Annotated in this window: 7 protein-coding genes; 5 read left to right on the top strand and 2 right to left on the bottom strand. The window is 67.8% G+C overall.

Annotated elements, in window-relative coordinates:
- Nucleotides 1–42 precede the first annotated feature (42 nt).
- From MJO58_RS15715 to MJO58_RS15705, 3 genes are all read left to right on the top strand, one after another.
- Nucleotides 43–12567 (top strand): type I polyketide synthase, encoded by a 12525-nt coding sequence (locus tag MJO58_RS15715; RefSeq protein ID WP_239719987.1) that lies wholly within the window; start codon nt 43–45, stop codon nt 12565–12567.
- A 16-nt stretch (nt 12568–12583) separates the two neighbouring features.
- Entirely contained in the window at nt 12584–15178 is a 2595-nt protein-coding gene (locus MJO58_RS15710; RefSeq protein ID WP_239719986.1) for a sugar epimerase family protein, read from the top strand.
- Between the two features lie 150 nt (nt 15179–15328).
- The gene (locus MJO58_RS15705; protein ID WP_239719984.1) at nt 15329–16411 is read left to right on the top strand and encodes an NAD(P)H-dependent amine dehydrogenase family protein; all 1083 of its coding nucleotides are present in this window, start codon (nt 15329–15331) and stop codon (nt 16409–16411) included.
- Between the two features lie 3 nt (nt 16412–16414).
- Here MJO58_RS15705 and MJO58_RS15700 read toward each other — a convergent pair whose 3' ends face one another.
- Nucleotides 16415–17041, bottom strand: a complete 627-nt coding sequence (locus tag MJO58_RS15700; protein ID WP_090603095.1) for a TetR/AcrR family transcriptional regulator — start codon at nt 17039–17041, stop codon at nt 16415–16417.
- Nucleotides 17042–17134: 93 nt separating this feature from the next.
- Between MJO58_RS15700 and MJO58_RS15695 the strand changes: the two genes are divergently transcribed.
- Both MJO58_RS15695 and MJO58_RS15690 read left to right on the top strand, forming a co-directional pair.
- Nucleotides 17135–18346, top strand: a complete 1212-nt coding sequence (locus MJO58_RS15695; protein WP_090603092.1) for a cytochrome P450 — start codon at nt 17135–17137, stop codon at nt 18344–18346.
- The gene (locus MJO58_RS15690) at nt 18343–19302 is read left to right on the top strand and encodes an SDR family NAD(P)-dependent oxidoreductase (RefSeq protein ID WP_239719983.1); all 960 of its coding nucleotides are present in this window, start codon (nt 18343–18345) and stop codon (nt 19300–19302) included. The genes MJO58_RS15695 and MJO58_RS15690 overlap by 4 nt, the downstream gene beginning before the upstream one ends.
- A 22-nt stretch (nt 19303–19324) precedes the next feature.
- Here MJO58_RS15690 and MJO58_RS15685 read toward each other — a convergent pair whose 3' ends face one another.
- Complete coding sequence (locus MJO58_RS15685) at nt 19325–20029, bottom strand: hypothetical protein (protein WP_090603086.1); 705 nt, start codon at nt 20027–20029, stop codon at nt 19325–19327.
- Nucleotides 20030–20041 lie beyond the last annotated feature (12 nt).

Here is a 20041-nt window from a genome sequence, read left to right as displayed (position 1 = left end):
ATCCGGTGGTTGAACGGCCAATGTTAGGCAAGGGGTACTGAGGTGGATCAACTCCAGCATGCGACCGAGGCGCTGCGGAAAGCGCTGGTCCAGGTTGAACGCCTGAAGCGCACCAACCGTGCGCTGCTGGAGCGCTCGAGCGAGCCGATCGCGATCGTCGGCATGTCCTGCCGCTTCCCGGGCGGGGTCGATACCCCCGAGCGGCTGTGGCAAATGGTGGCCGACGGCCGCGACGTCATCTCGGACTTTCCGACCGATCGCGGCTGGGATCTGGCGGGGCTGTACGACCCCGACCCCGACGCGCGGCACAAGACATACGCGCGCACCGGAGGCTTCGTCGACGACGTCGCGGACTTCGACCCCGCGTTCTTCGGTATCGCGCCCACCGAGGCGCTCGCGATGGACCCCCAGCATCGAATGCTGCTGGAACTGTCGTGGGAGGCATTGGAGCGGGGCGGGATCGACCCCAGCGGGTTGCGCGGCAGCGCCACCGGGGTCTTCGCCGGACTCATCGTGCAGGGCTACGGCATGCTCGCCGAGGAGATCGAGGGCTACCGCCTGACCGGGATGACCTCCAGCGTCGCCTCCGGGCGGGTGTCCTACGTGCTGGGGCTGGAGGGCCCGGCGGTGTCGGTGGACACGGCGTGCTCGTCGTCGTTGGTGGCCCTGCACATGGCGGTGCAGTCGCTGCGGTCCGGCGAGTGCGACCTGGCTCTGGCCGGCGGCGCGACCGTCAATGCCACGCCCACGGTTTTCATCGAGTTCAGCCGCCACCGGGGGCTCGCCCCGGACGGCCGGTGCAAGGCCTACGCCGGCGCGGCCGACGGGGTCGGCTGGTCCGAGGGCGGCGCCATGCTGGTCGTGGAGCGGTTGTCGGATGCACGCCGGCTCGGTCATCCGGTGCTGGCGCTGGTGCGCGGCTCCGCGGTCAACCAGGACGGCGCTTCCAACGGGTTGACCGCGCCGAACGGTCCGTCTCAGCAGCGGGTGGTGCGCGCGGCGTTGGCCAACGCTGGGTTGTCGGCCACCGAGGTCGATGTCGTGGAGGGCCACGGCACCGGCACCACCTTGGGCGATCCCATTGAGGCCCAAGCGTTGTTGGCGACCTACGGCCAGGATCGTACCGAGCCGCTGTGGCTGGGCTCGATCAAGTCGAACATGGGTCACACTCAGGCCGCCGCCGGGGTGGCAGGCGTGATCAAGATGGTGCAGGCGATGCACCATGAGACGCTGCCCGCGACGTTGCACGTGGATCAGCCCAGCCCGCACGTCGATTGGTCGGCGGGCGCGGTGTCGTTGCTGAGCGAGGCGCGGCCCTGGGAGGTTAAGTCGGCCGCGGATCACGCACGCCGCGCGGGGATCTCGTCGTTCGGGATCAGCGGCACCAACGCCCACGTGATCGTCGAATCCGCCCCGCCGCAAGAACCGCGGGAACCCGCGCCGACCCCCGCGGTCGTGCCATGGGTGTTATCGGCAAAGTCGTTGCGGGCGTTGGCGTCTCAGGCTTCACGGTTGGCTGCGCACGTTGCCGCCGATGACGGGCTCGACATCGCCGACGTGGCGTGGTCATTGGCGGGCCGGGCGACCTTCGAGCACCGGGCCGTTGTGGTCGGTGGTGACCGCGACCGGTTGCTGGCCGCGCTGGAGGAACTGGCCGGCGACGATCCGGGCGCCTCGATCATCCGGGGCACCGCGTTGCCCGCAGGCAAACACGTCTTCGTCTTTCCGGGCCAGGGCTCGCAATGGGTCGGCATGGGCATCGAATTGCTCGATACCGCGCCGGTTTTCGCCCAGCACATCGAGGCGTGCGCGGACGCGTTCGCCGAGTTCGTCGACTGGTCGCTGATCGACGTCCTGCGCGGGGCGCCGGGGGCTCCGGGTATGGACCGCGTCGACGTGGTGCAGCCGGTGCTGTTCGCGGTGATGGTGTCGCTGGCCGAATTGTGGAAGTCGGTCGGAGTCAACCCCGACGCGGTGATCGGCCACTCTCAGGGCGAGATTGCCGCGGCGCATGTCGCCGGTGCGCTGTCGTTGCACGACGCCGCCCGCGTGGTGACGCTGCGCAGCAAACTGCTGCGCTCGCTGGCCCACCCCGGCGGCATGGTTTCGATCGCGTGCAGCACCGAGCGTGCTCGAGAATTGCTGGCGCCCTACGGCAACCGGATCAGCATCGCCGCGGTCAATGGCCCGTCCGCAATCGTGGTGTCGGGTGAGGTCGCCGCGTTGGAGGAACTCATCGGTTTCTGCGCCGATCTCGATCTGCGGACCCGCCGTATCGACGTGGACTACGCATCCCATTCGATCGAGGTCGAGGCGATTCGTGACGAGCTGACCGCGGCGCTGGCCGGCATCGAACCGCGCACCTCGCGGGTCGCCTTCTTCTCCACCGTATCCGGAACTCGTTTGGACACGGCCGGTTTGGATCCCGCCTACTGGTACCGCAACATCCGACAGACCGTGCAATTCGAGCAAGCGGTGCGTACCGCCTGCGAACACGGATACCGGACGTTCATCGAATCCAGTCCGCATCCGGCGTTGATCGCCGGCATCGAGGACACCTTCAACCACAGCAACACCGCCGGCGACACCGAGGCCATCGTCATTCCCACCCTCGGCCGTGACGACGGCGGACTCGAGCGGTTCCTGACCTCGGCCGCCGCCGCCTTCACGGCGGGCGTCAACGTGAACTGGCGCGGGGTCCTCGACGGAGCCGGCTTCGTCGAGCTGCCCACGTATGCCTTTGACCGACGCAGGTTTTGGCTTTCGGGCGAAGGCATCGGCGCCGACGTCGCGGGCTTGGGGCTGGGCACCAGCGAGCACGCGCTGCTGTCCGCGGTCGTCGAGCTGCCGGCTTCGGGTGGAGTGGCGCTGACCGGCCGCCTGTCACCCAGCACGCAGAGCTGGCTGGCCGATCACGCCGTGTCCGGCACGGTGGTGTTCCCCGGCGCCGGGTTCGTGGAGCTCGCCATCCGCGCCGGCGACGAAGTCGGTTATTCGACGGTCGACGAGCTGACGCTGCAGGCGCCGTTGCTACTGCCGGTCGGCGACTCCGGATTCGGTTCCGTGGCAGTGCAAGTCGTGGTGGGCCCGGCCGAAGAATCGGGGCAGCGCAGTGTCGCGATTTTCTCGCGCGCCGACGCCGACTCCTCGTGGGTGTGCCACGCCGAGGGGGCGTTGAGCTCCGCGCCGGTCGAGCCGGGTACCGACTTGTCGGTGTGGCCCCCGGCGGGCGCGATCGCGGTGAACGCGGCCGACGGCTACCAGAAGCTGGCGGCCCGCGGGTACGGCTACGGCCCGGCGTTCCAGGGCTTGACCGCGACCTGGGTCCGTGGCGATGAGGTGTTCGCCGAAGTGCGACTGCCGGACGCGGCGGGCGGCGTCAGCGGGTTCGGAGTGCACCCCGCATTGCTCGACGCGGCAATGCATTCCATGGTCATGGCACAGGAGGCCGACGGCCAGGCCACCGATGTCGTGTTGCCTTTCGCCTGGCAGCGAATATCGTTGCACGCGGCGGGCGCGTCGGCGGTGCGCGCACGCATTGCGCCGGCGGGGCCTTCGGGATTCTCGATCGAGCTTGCCGACGGGCTCGGGTTGCCGGTGCTCTCGGTGGGCAACGTGGTCGCCCGCCCCGTCAACGAACAGCAACTTCGCGCGGCGATCTCGAGCTCCGGCCCGGACCGGCTGTTCGAGGTGGTGTGGACACCCGCGCCGACAGCCGCCACCGCTCACGGATCCTCCCACCAGCTGTTTGAATCCGTTGCCGCGGAAGGCGATCCGGTGGCGGCCACGTATCTGCGCACCCACCACGCGTTGGCGGCCGTGCAGTCGTGGCTGACCGAACACGACTCGGGCGTCCTGGTCGTGGCCACCCGCGGTGCGATGGGAATGCCGGGGGAGGACATCACCGATTTGCCGGGCGCCGCGGTGTGGGGCCTGGTGCGATCGGCGCAGACCGAGCACCCGGGCCGGATCGTGCTGGTGGATTCCGATGCGCCCCTTGACGATGACACGACAGCCGCGGTCGTGGCGGCCGGCGAGCCTCAGGTATTGCTACGTGGCGCAACGCTTTACACCCCACGAGTACACGGCAGCCGCGCGGTCGACGATATCTTGGTGCCGCCCGCCGAGGGGCCCTGGCGCCTGGGCATCGGCAGCGCAGGCACCTTCGAAAACCTATGCCTGGAGCCGGTTCCCAACGCTGGAGCACCGTTGGAACCGGGCCAGGTTCGGGTGGCACTGCGGGCTATCGCCACCAACTTCCGCGACGTCATGATCACTCTGGGCATGTTCACCCACGACGCCCTGCTCGGCGGCGAGGGGGCCGGCGTGGTGGTTGAAGTCGGTCCGGGCGTCACCGAATTCGCGGTCGGCGATTCCGTCTACGGATTCTTCCCCGACGGCAGCGGCACGCTGGTGCCCGGCGATACCCGGCTGCTGCTGCCCAAGCCCGCCGACTGGTCCTACGCCGAAGCCGCCGCCATCTCGGCGGTTTTCACCACCGCGTACATGGCGTTCATCCATCTTGCCGACGTCAAACCTGGTCAGCGGGTGTTGGTGCACGCGGCCGCCGGCGGCGTGGGTATGGCCGCCGTACAGCTCGGCCGGCACCTGGGTCTGGAGATTTTCGCCACCGCCAGCCGCGGCAAGTGGGACACCTTGCGGGCCATGGGCTTTGACGACGACCACATCGGCGACTCGCGCAGCCTGGACTTCGAGGACAAATTCCGCGCGGTCACCGCGGGGCGCGGCATGGATGTGGTATTGGACTCGCTGGCCGGTGAATTCGTCGACGCATCGCTGCGTCTGGTCGCTCCCGGCGGTGTGTTCTTGGAGATGGGCAAGACCGACATCCGCGATCCCGGTGTAGTCGCCCGGGAGTACCCGGGCGTGCGCTACCGCGCCTTCGACTTGTTCGAGCCGGGCCGTCCCCGGATGCACGAGTGGATGCTCGAGCTTGCGGAACTGTTCGACACGGGCGTGCTACGGCCGCTGCCGGTAACGACTTTCGATGTGCGACGGGCCCGTTCGGCGTTGCGGTACCTGAGCCAGGCCCGCCACATCGGCAAGGTCGTCATGACTCTTCCTTGCGCGACCGGTGGTGGGCTGGGTGCCGGCACCGTACTGATCACCGGCGGGACCGGGATGGCGGGCTCGACGCTCGCCCGTCACCTGGTGGCGCACCACGGCGTGCAGAACCTGGTGCTGTTGAGCCGGCGTGGCCCGGATGCGCAAGGATCCGCCGAGCTGGTCGCCGAATTGGAGGCGGCCGGCGCCCGGGTGAAGGTGGCCGCCTGCGACGCGGCCGACCGCGCCGCACTGGCCGCGGTGATCGCCGAGATCCCGGCGCAGCAGCCACTGTCCGCCGTGATTCACGCCGCCGGTGTGCTCGACGACGCCGTGGTGACCTCCCTGACGCCCGAGCGGGTGGATGCGGTGTTGCGGGCCAAGGTGGCTGCGGCCTGGAACCTGCATGAGCTTACTCGCGAACTGGATGTGTCTGCGTTCGTGATGTTTTCGTCGATGGCCGGCCTGGTGGGTTCGTCGGGCCAGGCCAACTACGCTGCGGGCAACACGTTCCTGGACGGGTTGGCCGCGCATCGCCGGGCGCACGGATTGCCGGCCATCTCGCTGGGGTGGGGGCTGTGGGACCAGGCCAGCGCCATGACCGGTGGACTCGACGCCGCCGACCTCGCCCGGTTGAGCCGCGATGGCATTCGGGCGTTGTCGTCGGACGAAGCGATGGAACTGTTCGACACCGCGTTGATTGTCGACGAGGCATTCCTCGCACCCGCCCGCATCGACCTGGCCGCGCTGCGGGCCCATGCCTCCGCCGTACCGCCGATGTTCACCGACCTGCTCAATGCGCCGGCCCGTCGCCAGGTCGACGACTCGCTGGCCGCCGCGAAGTCGAAATCTGCTCTGGCGCACCGGCTGCACGGGCTCGCCGAGCCCGAACAGCATGCGGTGCTGTTGGATCTAGTCCGCTCGCACATCGCGACCGTGCTGGGCAACACGACCGTCGAGGCGATCGACCCGGACAAGGCGTTCCAGGACCTGGGCTTCGACTCGCTGACCGCGGTCGAAATGCGCAACCGGCTGAAAACCGCGACGGGACTGGCGCTTTCGCCCACATTGATCTTCGACTACCCGACGCCCAATGGACTGGCCGGCTACATCCGCAAGGAACTCGCCGGGGTTCCGCAAGAAATCGTGGCCCCCTCGGCCGTTGCGGTCACCGGAGACGACCCGATCGTGATCGTGGGCATGTCGTGCCGCTACCCGGGTGGGGTGACCTCTCCCGAGGACCTGTGGGAGATGCTGACCGAGCGCCGTGATGTGCTCACCGAATTCCCGAGCGACCGCGGCTGGGATATCGCCGGCGTCTACAACCCGGACCCCGATGTTCCGGGCACCTGCTACACCCGCACCGGCGGCTTCGTGGAGGGGGTCGGGGACTTTGATCCCGCCTTCTTCGGCATCACGCCCACCGAGGCACTCGCGATGGACCCGCAACAGCGGATGTTCCTCGAACTTTCGTGGGAAGCGTTGGAACGAGCTGGGATTGAGCCCGGCGCGTTGCGCGGCAGCGCCACGGGCATGTTCGCCGGGGTCTACACGCAGGGTTACGGAATCGGCGCCGCGCCGACCGCGGAGGGTTTCCGGCTGACCGGTCAATCCTCGAGCGTCGCGTCGGGCCGGGTGTCCTACGTGCTGGGGCTGGAGGGTCCCGCGGTGTCGGTGGACACCGCGTGCTCGTCGTCGTTGGTCGCGCTGCACATGGCCGCACAGTCGCTGCGGTCTGGCGAGTGCGACCTGGCCCTGGCCGGCGGTGTCACGGTCAACGCCACCCCCGACATCTTCGTGGAGTTCAGCCGGATGCGCGGCTTGTCCGTCGACGGTCGGTGCAAGGCGTACGCGGGAGCCGCCGACGGCACCGGATTCTCCGAAGGCGGCGGCATGCTCGTCGTCGAGCGGCTGTCGGACGCCCGTCGGCTGGGTCATCCGGTACTGGCGGTGGTACGCGGTTCGGCCATCAATCAGGACGGTGCCTCCAACGGGTTGACCGCGCCCAACGGCCCGTCGCAGCAACGTGTGGTGCGCGCCGCATTGGCCAGCGCCGGGTTGTCGACGGCCGACGTCGACGTGGTGGAGGGCCACGGCACCGGCACCACCTTGGGCGACCCCATTGAGGCCCAGGCTTTGTTGGCGACCTACGGGCAGCACCGCACCGAGCCGCTCCTGCTGGGCTCGATCAAGTCGAACATGGGGCACACCCAGGCCGCTGCGGGCGTGGCCGGTGTGATCAAGATGGTGCTCGCGATGCGCCACGAGCTGTTGCCGGCGACCTTGCACGTGGATCAGCCCAGCCCGCATGTGGATTGGTCGGCGGGTGCGGTGTCGTTGCTGACCGAGGCGCGGCCTTGGAAGGTTAAGTCGGCCGCGGATCACCCACGCCGCGCCGGGATCTCCTCGTTCGGCATCAGCGGCACCAATGCCCACGTCATCATCGAGGCTGCCCCCACTGACGTTGACGACGCCGTCGAGCGCGCAGCAGCACCGGTGCTGCCGTGGGTGGTCTCGGCAAAGTCGTTGTCGGCGTTGGGCTCTCACGTGTCCCGGCTGGCCGCGCACCTGCGTGCTCACCGTGACCTCGAGTCCGCCGATGTGGCGTGGTCACTTGCCGGCCGGTCGCACTTCGAACATCGGGCCGTCATCGCCGGCACCGATCGCGATCAGTTGCTGGCCGGTCTGGACGAATTGGCCACCGGTGAGGCAGCTTCGGTGATTCGCGGCAGTGCCACGACAGGCAAGTCCGTCTTCGTCTTCCCCGGTCAGGGCTCCCAGGTGCTGGGAATGGGAATGGGATTGCACGCCGGGTACCCGGTGTTTGCCGAGGCGTTCAACGCTGTGGTGGCCGAACTCGACCGGCACCTGCTGCGCCCGCTGCGCGACGTCATGTGGGGTCACGACGAAGACCTGCTCAACACCACCGAATTCGCCCAACCCGCCTTGTTCGCGGTGGAAGTCGCCCTGTTCCGGCTGCTCGAATCCTGGGGTGTGCGACCCGACTTCGTGATCGGTCATTCGATCGGCGAGGTGGCCGCCGCGCACGTCGCCGGTGTCTTGTCCCTGGAGAACGCCGCGGTACTGGTGGCCGCCCGCGGTCGCTTCATGCAAGCGCTGCCCGCGGGCGGGGCGATGCTGGCCGTGCAGGCCACCGAAGAAGAGGTGCGCCCGTTGCTGACCGCCGATACCGGCATCGCGGCGGTCAATGCGCCGGGCTCCGTGGTGATTTCGGGCGGCGAAGACGGGGTCACCGCGATCGCCGAGCGGCTTCGTTCCGACGGCCGCCGTGTGCACCAACTGGCCGTCTCGCACGCGTTCCACTCGCCGTTGATGGATCCGATGATAGACGAATTCGGCACGGTCGCGGCCGGACTCGCCATCGGCAAGCCCACCATCCCGATCATGTCGAATGTGACCGGGCAGCTGGCCGGCGACGACTTCGCCACTGCGGCGTACTGGAAGCGGCACGTACGCGAGGCGGTGCGATTCGCTGACAGCATCCGGTTCGTGAACGCCGCTGGTGCAACCCGGTTCCTCGAAGTCGGACCCAGCGGCGGCCTGACGGCATCGATCGAAGAATCGCTTCCCGATGCACCGATCGTCACGATGTCCGCGCTGCGCAAAGACCGTCCGGAGCCGCAAACTCTGGCCACGGCGATCGCGCAGGGGTACGTCGCCGGCATCGACGTGGACTGGCGCGCCGCCATCGGCCGGGCCAAATTCGTCGAGCTTCCCACCTATGCCTTTGAGCGACGGCGTTTTTGGCTCGCCGGTGACAAAGGCCCGGCCGACGCGGCCGGCCTGGGCCTGGCGGCCAGCGAACATCCATTGCTGGGCGCGGTGGTCGAGTTGCCGGCCTCGGGCGGGGTGGTGCTCACCGGCCGGCTATCGCCGGGCGTGCAGACCTGGTTGAACGACCACGCCGTCGGTGGCGTCGTCCTGTTCCCCGGAGCCGGATTCGTCGAGCTGGCGATCCGCGCCGGCGACGAGGTCGGCTGTGGAGTCGTCGACGAATTGAATCTCGCGGCGCCCTTGGTGTTACCGGCCGGCGGATCGGTCGCGGTCCAGGTGGTGGTCGACGGTGCCGACGAGGCAGGTGCTCGTGCGGTGTCGGTGTTCTCCCGCGGCGAGGCCGGTTCCGGCTGGTCGTTGCACGCCGAGGGCGTGCTGCGCGCGGCCTCGCCCGAACCGAGCGCCGACCTGTCGGCCTGGCCGCCGGTCGGTGCGGTTGCGGTCGACATCGGCGACGGCTATGAGCGGCTGGCCGAACGCGGATACGGCTACGGGCCCGCGTTCCGCGGCTTGACCGCGATGTGGCGTCGCGGTGATGAGGTGTTCGCCGAAGTGACGCTGCCTTCGGACGCCGGGGTGTCGGTGGCCGGATTCGGCGTTCACCCGGTGATGCTCGACGCCGCGCTGCACGCGGTGATCCTGGCTTCTGATGGCGACGAACTCGCCGAGGGTTCGATGCTGGTGCCGTTCTCCTGGCAGCGGGTCGCGCTGCACGCCGCGGGTGCGGCGGCAGTGCGGGCGCGGATCGTGCCGGTAGGAGATTCTGCCGTGTCCATCGAGCTGGCGGACGGCCTTGGGCTGCCGGTGCTTTCGGTGGCGTCGATGGTCGCCCGGCCCGTCACCGATCAACAGTTGCTGGCCGCGGTCTCGAACTCGGGCCCGGACCGGCTCTTCGAAGTCGACTGGATCGTGCAGCCGTCATCCTCGGTACAACCGGTCTCGGTGTCCGCTTGGGGCGCAACGGAATCGGAGTCCGTGGAGGGACAACGGTCGGCGGTGGTGTTCGAGTCGGCACCGGTCGCCGACGACATTCTGGCCGGGGTGTACGCCGCCACCCGCGCGGTGCTGCCGGTGCTGCAGTCGTGGTTGGCCCGTGAGGGCGCAGGCACGCTGGTGGTGGTGACCCGGGGCGCGATGACGTTGCCGGGGGAGGACATCACCGATCTGGCCGGTGCTGCGGTGTGGGGCCTGGTGCGGTCGGCGCAGACCGAGCATCCCGGTCGGATCGTGCTGGCCGACACCGACGGACCGCTCGACGACGAGGCGGTCGCCGCGGTACTGGCCGCCGGCGAGCCGCAGGTGTTACTGCGTGGTGCAAAGGTTTACATCGCCCGTGTCCACGGCAGCCGTGCGGTCGGCGGTCTCCTGGTGCCACCGGGCGAGGGCCCGTGGCGGCTGGGCATGAGCAGTCGCGGCACCTTCGAGAACCTGCGATTGGAACGGATCCCCGACGCCGACGCTCCGCTGGGGCCCGGGCAGGTTCGGGTAGCGCTGTCGGCCATCGCGGCCAACTTCCGCGACGTGATGATCGCGCTCGGTCTCTACCCCGACCCTGATGCGGTCATGGGTATCGAGGCATCCGGCGTCGTCTTAGAAACGGGGCCCGAAACCGCCTCGCCGGACCGCCGTTTCGCGGTCGGCGACCGCGTCATGGGCCTGTTCCCGGATGGCACCGGAACCATCGCCGCTACCGACCAGCGACTGCTGGCCAAGGTGCCGGCCGGCTGGTCGCACACCGCCGCCGCAACCACCACGGTGGTTTTCGCCACCGCCTACTACGCCCTGACCGATCTGGCCGCGGCCAAGCCCGGCCAGCGGGTGTTGGTGCACGCGGCCGCCGGCGGCGTCGGGATGGCTGCCGTGCAGCTGGCCCGCCACCTGGGTTTGGAGGTCTTCGCGACCGCCAGCCGCGGTAAGTGGGACACGTTGCGGGCCATGGGCTTTGATGACGACCACATCGGCGACTCGCGCAGCCTGGACTTCGAGGACAAATTCCGCGCGGTCACCGCGGGGCGCGGCATGGATGTGGTACTGGATTCGCTGGCAGGCGATTTTGTCGACGCTTCACTGCGGCTGGTGGCCCCCGGCGGAATCTTCCTGGAGATGGGTAAGACCGACATCCGTGAGCCCGGTGCGGTCGCCCGTGAGCATCCGGGTGTGCGCTACCGTGCGTTCGATCTCTTCGAGGCGGGACCCGAGCGCATCCAACAGATGCTGGACGAGCTGACCGCTCTGTTCGGCGACGACGTGCTACGGCCGTTGCCGGCCACCAGGTTTGACGTGCGACGCGCTCCGGCGGCGTTGCGGTACCTGAGCCAGGCGCGCCATATCGGCAAGGTCGTGATGACGCTGCCTTTCGGGCCCGGTAGTGGGCTCGCATCCGGCACCGTGCTGATCACCGGAGGGACCGGGATGGCGGGCTCGGCATTGGCCCGTCATGTGGTGTCGCGGCATGGTGCCCGCAATGTGGTGTTGGTGAGCCGGCGTGGTCTGGATGCGCCCGGAGCCGCGGAGCTAATGGCCGAGCTCAGCGCGACCGGGGCCCAGGTGCAGGTGGTGGCATGTGACGTGGCCGATCGCGAGGCGCTGGCCAAGGTGATCGCCGATATCCCGGTGACGCGACCGCTGTCCGGCGTGATTCACGCGGCCGGGATGCTCGACGACGCCGTCATCTCCTCGTTGACCCCGGAACGGGTGGATGCGGTGTTGCGGGCCAAGGTCGATGGCGCGTGGAACCTGCACGAGTTGACCCGCGACTTGGATGTGTCTGCCTTTGTGCTGTTTTCATCAATGGCCGGGTTGGCCGGAGCGTCCGGCCAGGCCAACTACGCGGCCGCTAACTCGTTCCTGGACGGGTTGGCGCTGCACCGGCGCAGGTGCGGATTGCCGGCGATGTCGTTGGGCTGGGGTCTGTGGGACCAGACCAGCGCCATGACCGGTGCGCTGGGTGCCGCGGATCGTGCCCGGTTCGGCCGGGACGGCATCGTCGCGATGTCCTCCGACCAGGCACTGGACTTGATGGACACCGCGCTGATCGTCGACGAGCCGTTCCTGCTGCCGGCCCACATCGACCTCGCGGCGCTGCGGGTGAAGTTCGACGGGGGAACGCTGCCGCCGATGTTCATCGATCTGATCAACGCGCCCACCCGGCGCCAGGTCGACGATTCGCTGGCCGCGGCAAAGTCGAAATCAGCTCTGCTGCAACGCCTCGAAGGCCTGCCCGAAGATGAGCAATACGCCGTGCTGCTGGATCTGGTGCGTTCCAATATCGCCACGGTGCTGGGGAGCTCAAGCCCGGAGTCCATCGATCCGGACCGGGCGTTCCAGGAGCTCGGCTTTGACTCGCTGACCGCGGTCGAGATGCGTAACCGGTTGAAGTCCGCGACCGGCCTGGCACTTTCGCCCACACTGATCTTCGACTACCCGAACTGCGCCGCGCTGGCCGGCTACATGCACTCCGAGCTCATCGGAACCGATCCGCAAAGTACTCCGGCCGCCGCGCCCGGGGAAGCCGACATCCAGCGTGTGGTGGGCTCGATTCCGGTGAAGCGACTCCGGCAGGCGGGCGTGCTGGAGTTGTTGCTCGCGTTGGCAACCGAAGACACAAGCGCGCCGGTGCCGGCCGCAGGGCTGAGCGCCGAAAAGGACATCGCGGACATGGACCTCGAGGACCTGCTCAATGCCGCGTTGAGCGACGACGACGAATAGCGAAAGTCGGAAGTCAGTGAGAATTGCGGTCACCGGTGCCAGCGGTGTGCTCGGCCGCGGTCTGTCCGCCCGGCTACTCAGCCAGGGTCACGAGGTCGTAGGGATCGCGCGGCGCCGACCCCAAAGCTGGTCGAGTGCGGCTGATTTCATCGAGGCAGACATCCGGGACGCGAGCGCTGTGAAACGTGGCATCGGGGGCGCGGACGTCGTCGCGCATCTCGCCTGGGCACGCTGCCCCGGACCTGACGGACGTATCGGCCATGAGGTCAACGTCGGTGGCACGGCCAACGTCCTGGAAGCGATGGCCGAGACCGGTTCCAGGCGCATTGTTTTCGCCTCGTCCGCGCATGTCTACGGCAGAGCCGGCGGGCCGAATCGCGAGCAGCAGCCGATCGTTCCGGTGCTGGCCGACGGCGTGCATCAGGCCCGAGTCGAGGATCTGCTGGGCGCGTCGGACGCCGAGTGGGTCGCGATCCGCTCGGCGCTGATCGTCGGGCGCAGCGTCGACAATTGGGTGCGCGGGCTGCTGGCGTCGCCGGTGTTTCCCGACGGATCTGACGATCGCCCCATACAGGTCGTCCACCTCGACGACGCACTGCGCCTGTTCACCCGCGCCGTGGTGGACGCCGGCATCGCCAGCGGCCCAGTCAATCTCGCCGCCGCGGGTGAGCAGACGTTCCGTCAGATCGCCGCCGCGCTGGGTCGCCCGATCGTACGGCTGCGCGGGCCGTTGCTGCCTTGGGGACGACGCGGCGAGCTGGAGCTGGTGCGCGGCGCCCCGCTGATGGATACCGCGCGGTTGCGTGAGCAGTGGGGATTCGAGCCGGCGTGGAACTGCGACGAATGTATCGAGGACTTCGCGGTGGCGGTGCGCGGCCGCATCGCGCTGGGTAACCGGGTCGTATCGCTGCCGTGGCGGCTGGCCAACGTCGCGGACCTGCCGGCCGTCGATGCGCCAGCCGAGGATGGGGAGATCCCCAGATTGGCTGGCCCACCGGGGGATAACGGGGAGTTCGACACCCCGATCGATCCGCGCTTTCCTACCTTCCTGGCCACTAATTTGTCCGAGGCGCTGCCGGGCCCGTTTTCGCCCGCTTCGGCGTCGGCGACCGTCCGCGGGTTGCGCGCCGGCGGTGCCATCATTGCCGAGCGGCTGCGTCCGGGCGGGATGGTCCAGCGCGAAATCGCAATGCGCACCGTCGCGGTGTTCGCCCATCGGTTGTACGGGGCGATTACGTCGGCACACTTCATGGCCGAAACCGTGCCGTTCGCCAAGCCGTCGATGATCGTGAGCAACAGCGGGTTCTTCGGCCCCAGCATGGCCTCGCTGCCTGTGTTCGGCGAGCAGCGCCCTGCCGAAATCGGCCGGGCCCGAAGGCTACTGCGTAATGCTCGCAATATCGGAGTGTTCGGTGTCAATCTCGTCGGCCTGAGCTCCGGGGCATCCCGCGATACCGACGACTTCATCGCCGACGTCGACCGCCTGGAACGGCTGGCCGAAGATGTGACCCAGCTCGACGAACGCCGACTGCTCAGCCTGATCGTGTTGGCCCGCGACGAGGTTGTGCACGGTTGGGTGCTGGCCTCGGCGTCGTTCATGCTGTGCGCCGCGTTCAATGTGTTGCTGCGCGGCTTGTGTGGGCGCGACACCTCTGCAGCCGCGGGGCCGGAACTGGTCAGTGCGCGATCGGTCGAAGCCATGCAACGGTTGGTCCTTGCGGCACAACGTGATCCGAATGTGGTTCGGCTGTTGGCCGAACCGGGGGAGCGGCTCGACAAGCTGGCCGTCGACGCGCCGCAATTCCACGCCGCGGTGCTGGCCGAGCTCGCGTTGATCGGTCACCGCGGCCCCGCAGAGCTCGAGATGCTCTCAACAAGCTATGCCGATGACCCCGAGTTGCTGATTCGAATGGTCGCCAGGGCAATGAGCGCTCCCACGGCGCCTCAGCCGCAACACCCGCGAATTCCGCTGCGCGCCAAGCCGGTCGCGCGCCTGGCCGCACGCCAGCTCCGCGACCGCGAGGCCCGTCGCGACAAAGTGGTGCGCGCCAACTGGGTGCTGCGTTCGCTGCTGCGCGAGTACGGGCGCAGGATGGTCGACGCCGGGGTCTTCGACGCCGCCGACGACGTGTTCTACCTGCTGGTCGACGAACTCGACGCCCTGCCGCCCGACGTCAAAAAGCTGGTGGCGCGCCGCCGGGCCGAACAGCGCCGCCTGGTCACCGTCGCTCCGCCAACGGTATTCAGCGGGAGCTGGGAGCCGTCCACCACGTCGGCGCCGGCTCTTTCCAGCGGAGACACCCTGCGCGGCGTCGGTGTGTGCGGGGGACGGGTGCGGGGCCGGGTGCGGATCGTGCGGCCCGAAACGATCGACGATCTGCGACCGGGTGAGATTCTGGTCGCGGAGGTTACCGACGTCGGGTACACCGCCGCTTTCTGCTACGCCGCGGCGGTCGTGACAGAACTCGGCGGCCCGATGTCACACGCCGCCGTAGTGGCCCGCGAGTTCGGGTTCCCCTGTGTGGTCGATGTTCACGGGGCAACCACCTCATTGCCGCCGGGCGCGCTGATCGAGGTCGACGGAACGACGGGCGAAATTCAGGTGCTCTAGTCGGCCGTTGCAGACGAGCGAGCCGGTCGTCGTGAATGCTGACGAGCTCGCATTCCCAACGCGTCCCCAACGGTGGCTCTGCCTCCGGCGCCCCTTACGCCGGTTTCCAGAGGGCGATACAGTAACCACCACGGGAAGGACGACTTAACGATGCGCAGAGTGATCCAATTTTCCACTGGGAATGTGGGCCGGCATTCGCTGCGGGCGATTATCGGCCGGCCGGACCTCGAACTTGTCGGCGTGCACGCCGCAAGCGCAGACAAGATCGGCATGGACGCGGCCCAGCTGTGCGGACTCGAGGCACCGACCGGCATCGTCGCCACCGACGACATCGATGCCCTGGTGAACCTCGGTGCCGATTGTGTGGTGTACACGTCGCAGGGCGAGACCCGGCCGATGGAAGCGATCGAGCAGATCTCCAAGTTCCTCGCCGCGGGCACCAATGTCGTCGGTACCTCGATGGTCTGGTTGGTTACACCACGACACGCTGAAGACTGGTTGCGCGAGCCCCTGGAGCGCGCCTGCGCGGAGGGCAACACCTCGCTTTACGTCAACGGCGTCGACCCCGGCTTCTCCGGCGATACGCTCGTTCATGCGGCGGTCAGCCTGACGACTCGTGTCGATTCGATCACCGTGCAGGAGATCTTCGATTACGGGAACTACGACGATGCCGAGTTTACCGGCGCTGCAATGGGGTTCGGATCGACGGAAGATGACGATTCGCCGATGATGTTTCTGCCCGGGGTGATTGTGTCGATGTGGGGTGGTCAGGCCCGGGGTCTGGCGGACAATCTGGACATCAAGGTCGACGAGGTGCGCCAGCGCGTCGAGCCCTGGTACACGCCACAACGAATCGACTGCACGATGATGACGGTCGAGCCGGGACAGATGGCTGCGGTGCGTTTTGCGACCGAAGGCGTGCGCGACGGCAAGCCGGTGATCACGCTCGAGCATGTCACCAGGCTCACCAACGCGGCGGCACCGGACTGGGAATTCCCGCCCGGGGGTCACACCGGGGTGCACCGTGTCGTCGTGGAGGGCGAGCCGCGCGTCGAGATCAACACCCACCTTTCGCACCCGGTGCTGGATTCCACTGACGCAGGCTGCATTTCGACGGCGGGTCGCGTGGTCAACGCGATCGAGTGGGTGTGTCGCGCACCGCAGGGACTCGTTGCGGTGGAGGACATTTCGCTGTCCGCGACGATGCGCGGCACGATGTGGGCCGAGGGTTAACCGCTACAGCGGCCAGTCGTCCGGGTCGATTGCGCGGAAAGTGGCCGCCGGCGGAAGCGGCCGTCGTTCACCGGTCGATATCGCGTCGAGCATCAGCGCCACGTAGCGCCGCCAACCATCGCTAAACGGCTCCATCGTCGACAGCACGCTGTACAGCATTCCGATCAGGCGCAACAGGTCCGCCGCTACCAACTCGGCGCGGATGACGCCGTCCTGCTGACCGCGCCGTACAAGCTCGTTGAGCGCTTCGTTCAGTGAGTCGGACATGTCGGCACTCAGCGACCCCGCTCGTTGCGCGGCGATCAACAGGTTCTGCTCGCGCGAGCCCAACGCAATCGTCGCTTCGAACAGCTGGGTGAGGCCGCGCAGCGCGTCCTCACACTTGCGGGCGTCGGCAATGACGGGCATCAGGTCTTCGGCTATGCCATGATCCAATGCCGCCCGCACCAGGTCGGCCTTTGCGGGAAACCGGCGATAGAGCGTTCGCTCGCCGACTCCGGCCCGGCGTGCGACCGCCTCCACCGGCGCGTCGGGTCCCAGCTCGCTGTAAACGTCCCGAGCGGCTCGCAGGATCCGCTCAACGTTGCGAGCCGCGTCCGCGCGCAAGGCTCGGTCGGCAACCGCCGTCATCCCCACAGCTTAACTTCTCGTTGACTGCCAGTCCGTTAGGTCCTACGCTAATGCAAATGGCAGCCAACTGACACTTATGGGGAAACGCGGCTAATGTCAATCGCTTTCGAAACCTCCGAACCCAGCCTTCCCGTCATACCCGTTCAACGTGCGACGCAGTGCCCGCTCCACCCGCCGGCCGAGTTCGTCAGCTGGCGCGACGAGCCCGGACTGCGCAAGGCGATGTATCACGGCCACCCGGCCTGGGTGGTGAGCCGCTATCAGGACATCAGGGCGGCGCTGCTCGACCCGCGCCTGTCCGCCGACACCATCCCCGCCTCGCTGAAGCCCGAGAGCCCGGACAGTACCGTGCCGGTGATGTTCGCGCGCATCGACGATCCCGAACACAATCGGTTGCGCCGGATGTTGGTGCGCGACTTCACCTTCCGGCGTTGCGAGTCGCTGCGGCCGCAGATCCAGGAAATGGTCGACGAATTCATCGAACAGATGATCGGCAATGGGCCGCCCGCCGACCTGGTCAGCGACTTCGCGCTGCCCATCCCGTCACTGGTTATAGCGCTGTTGCTGGGTGTGCCGCCCGAAGACCTGGAACTGTTCCAGCGCAATTCGACGCTGGGGCTTGAGGTCGCCACACCCGACGAGGTCAGGGCACAGGCCTTCGCCGAGATGTACGCCTACATAGAGGACTTGGTGGAACGCCGGACGCACGACCCGGGCGACGACATGATCAGCCGCCTTGTCACCGACTACGTCGCGACGGGCCAGCTCACCCGCGAGACCGCGGCGATGAACGGCGTGGTGATGATGCTTGCCGGTCACGAAACCAGCGCGAATATGATCTCGCTGGGAACTGTTGCGCTGCTGGAGCATCCGGAGGTCTACGAACGTCTGGGCCGTACCGACGACAATTCGGTCATCGCCAACATCGTCGAAGAGTTGATGCGGTATCTCAGCATCGTGCACAGCCAGGTGGACCGGGTGGCGACCGAAGACTTCGTTCTCGGCGGTCAGATGATCCGGGCCGGTGACATGGTCTTGATGAACATACCCGCCGGAAACTGGGACGCCGGGTTCGTCGATAACCCTGAACGGTTCGACCCTGAACGGAATACGCATGGGCACTTGGGGTTTGGCTACGGCGCGCATCAGTGTATCGGACAGAATCTGGCCCGTGTCGAGATGCAGGTCGCGTTCGCGACGTTGGCACGACGACTGCCCGGACTCACATTGGCAGTCCCCCCAGACAAGCTGAAGTTCAAAGAAGCGGACATCTACGGCATGAAGGAACTGCCGGTCAGTTGGTGAATGAGCTGAGGTTCGACGATCAGGTTGCCGTCGTCACCGGCGCCGGTGGCGGCCTGGGCAAGCAATACGCGCTGCTGCTGGCGTCTCGGGGTGCGCGGGTCGTCGTCAACGACATCGGTGGCTCGGTGACAGGAGATGGCTCGAGCAACGAAGCGGCCGACGCTGCTGCACAGGAGATTCGCGAGCTGGGCGGCCAGGCCGTCGCGGACAGCCACAGCGTGACCAGTGTCGAAGGGGGACAAGCGATTATCGACACTGCCCTGAGCACATGGGGCCGCGTCGACATCCTGATCAACAATGCCGGAATCGTGCGGGATGCGCCGTTCGAGGAGATGACTGCCGAGCGGTTCGAGCCGCTGCTGGATGTGCATTTGCGGGGCGCGTTCCACGTGACGAGACCGGCCTGGAAGGCGATGTGCGAGCAGGGGTATGGCCGCATCCTCAATACCACTTCGGCCGCCGGCATCCTGGGCAACGTCGGAATGAGTAACTACGGCTCGGCCAAGACCGGGCTGCTCGGCCTGACCCGCGTCCTGGCCGCCGAAGGTTCCGACCGCAACATCAAGGTCAACGCCGTCGCCCCGATCGCCTACACGCGGATGTTGACGCACTCGATCGACAGTGCCGCACCCCCGGCCGATGCGGCGGCCCAAGCCGTGCTGAACGACCTGACGAACCAATACCTCAAGAAGCTGGATCCGGCATTGGTCGCTCCGGTGGCGGCCTTCTTGACCCATCGCGATTGCCCGGTGTCCGGTGAGGTCTATACCGTTGGTGCAGGCCATGTTTCGCGATTCTTCATCGGACGGACCAAGGGCTTCTACAGCCCCGAATTGTCAATCGAAGAGGTGCGGGACCACCTGGGGCAGATCCGCGACGAAGCCGGCTACACGGTGCCCGGCGGACCCGCCGACGAGATGGCCGAGCTCTTCGCCATGATCATGGCCGAGCACTAACGGCGCGCCCGACCGGCCGTGATCAGCAGCCGAATGCAATGCCGATGCCGTCGGGCGGCGGGACCGACCGCAGACAGCCGAACTGCTGGATGCCGGCACCGCTGAACCGGACGGCCGACTGGCGGGCGTAATTGACGCAGAACAGGCCGGCTTGGTCGGCGCGGCAGCGGTAGTCGTCATAGGACAACGTGTCCCCGGCCGCCAATTCGGCCCCATTGCCGTTGACGAACGGGCCCGGGTCGGCACGGGCCGCCCCGACCTGCAGGTTCGTCCCGTCGAAGGTGACCCAACCGCCTTTCCATTCGCCGTAGGCCGTGTCCGGCCGGGGCGGGGGACTGGACAGATCGACCAGACAGGTCAACGCGCCGCCGGTGTGCGCGGAATCCGTCGTGCACGCGACGGGGCGGCCTGGAGGGCTGGCCGCCACGGTGAAGGCGACGTCGTTTCCGAGTTGGGTGGTGACGCCGTCGCGGGTGACGGCGTGATAGTGGGCCGGATCGGCGGCATGACCCGCCTCGATCCATGCGATGACGTCCGAGATCGGCGCGCCGGCCGCCGGTGGGGCCGATGGCCCGGGCGGTTTGCTTCCCGGTGCGGCCGGGCTGGTCGGCGAGAAACCCGACACCGCCGTCGTGTTCGGCGTCTGGCTGCTCGCCGATTGACCCCCGCCGCTGTGCGAGCATCCGGCAAGCAATACCGAGAGTGTGACCAAGACGGCCGTTCGCATGCCGACAGGCTA

Source organism: Mycobacterium lentiflavum (assembly GCF_022374895.2).
In the GTDB taxonomy this organism is placed as follows: domain Bacteria; phylum Actinomycetota; class Actinomycetes; order Mycobacteriales; family Mycobacteriaceae; genus Mycobacterium; species Mycobacterium lentiflavum.
The sequence above is the reverse complement of the archived record's forward strand: the minus strand, read 5'-3'. Positions and strand labels throughout refer to the sequence as shown.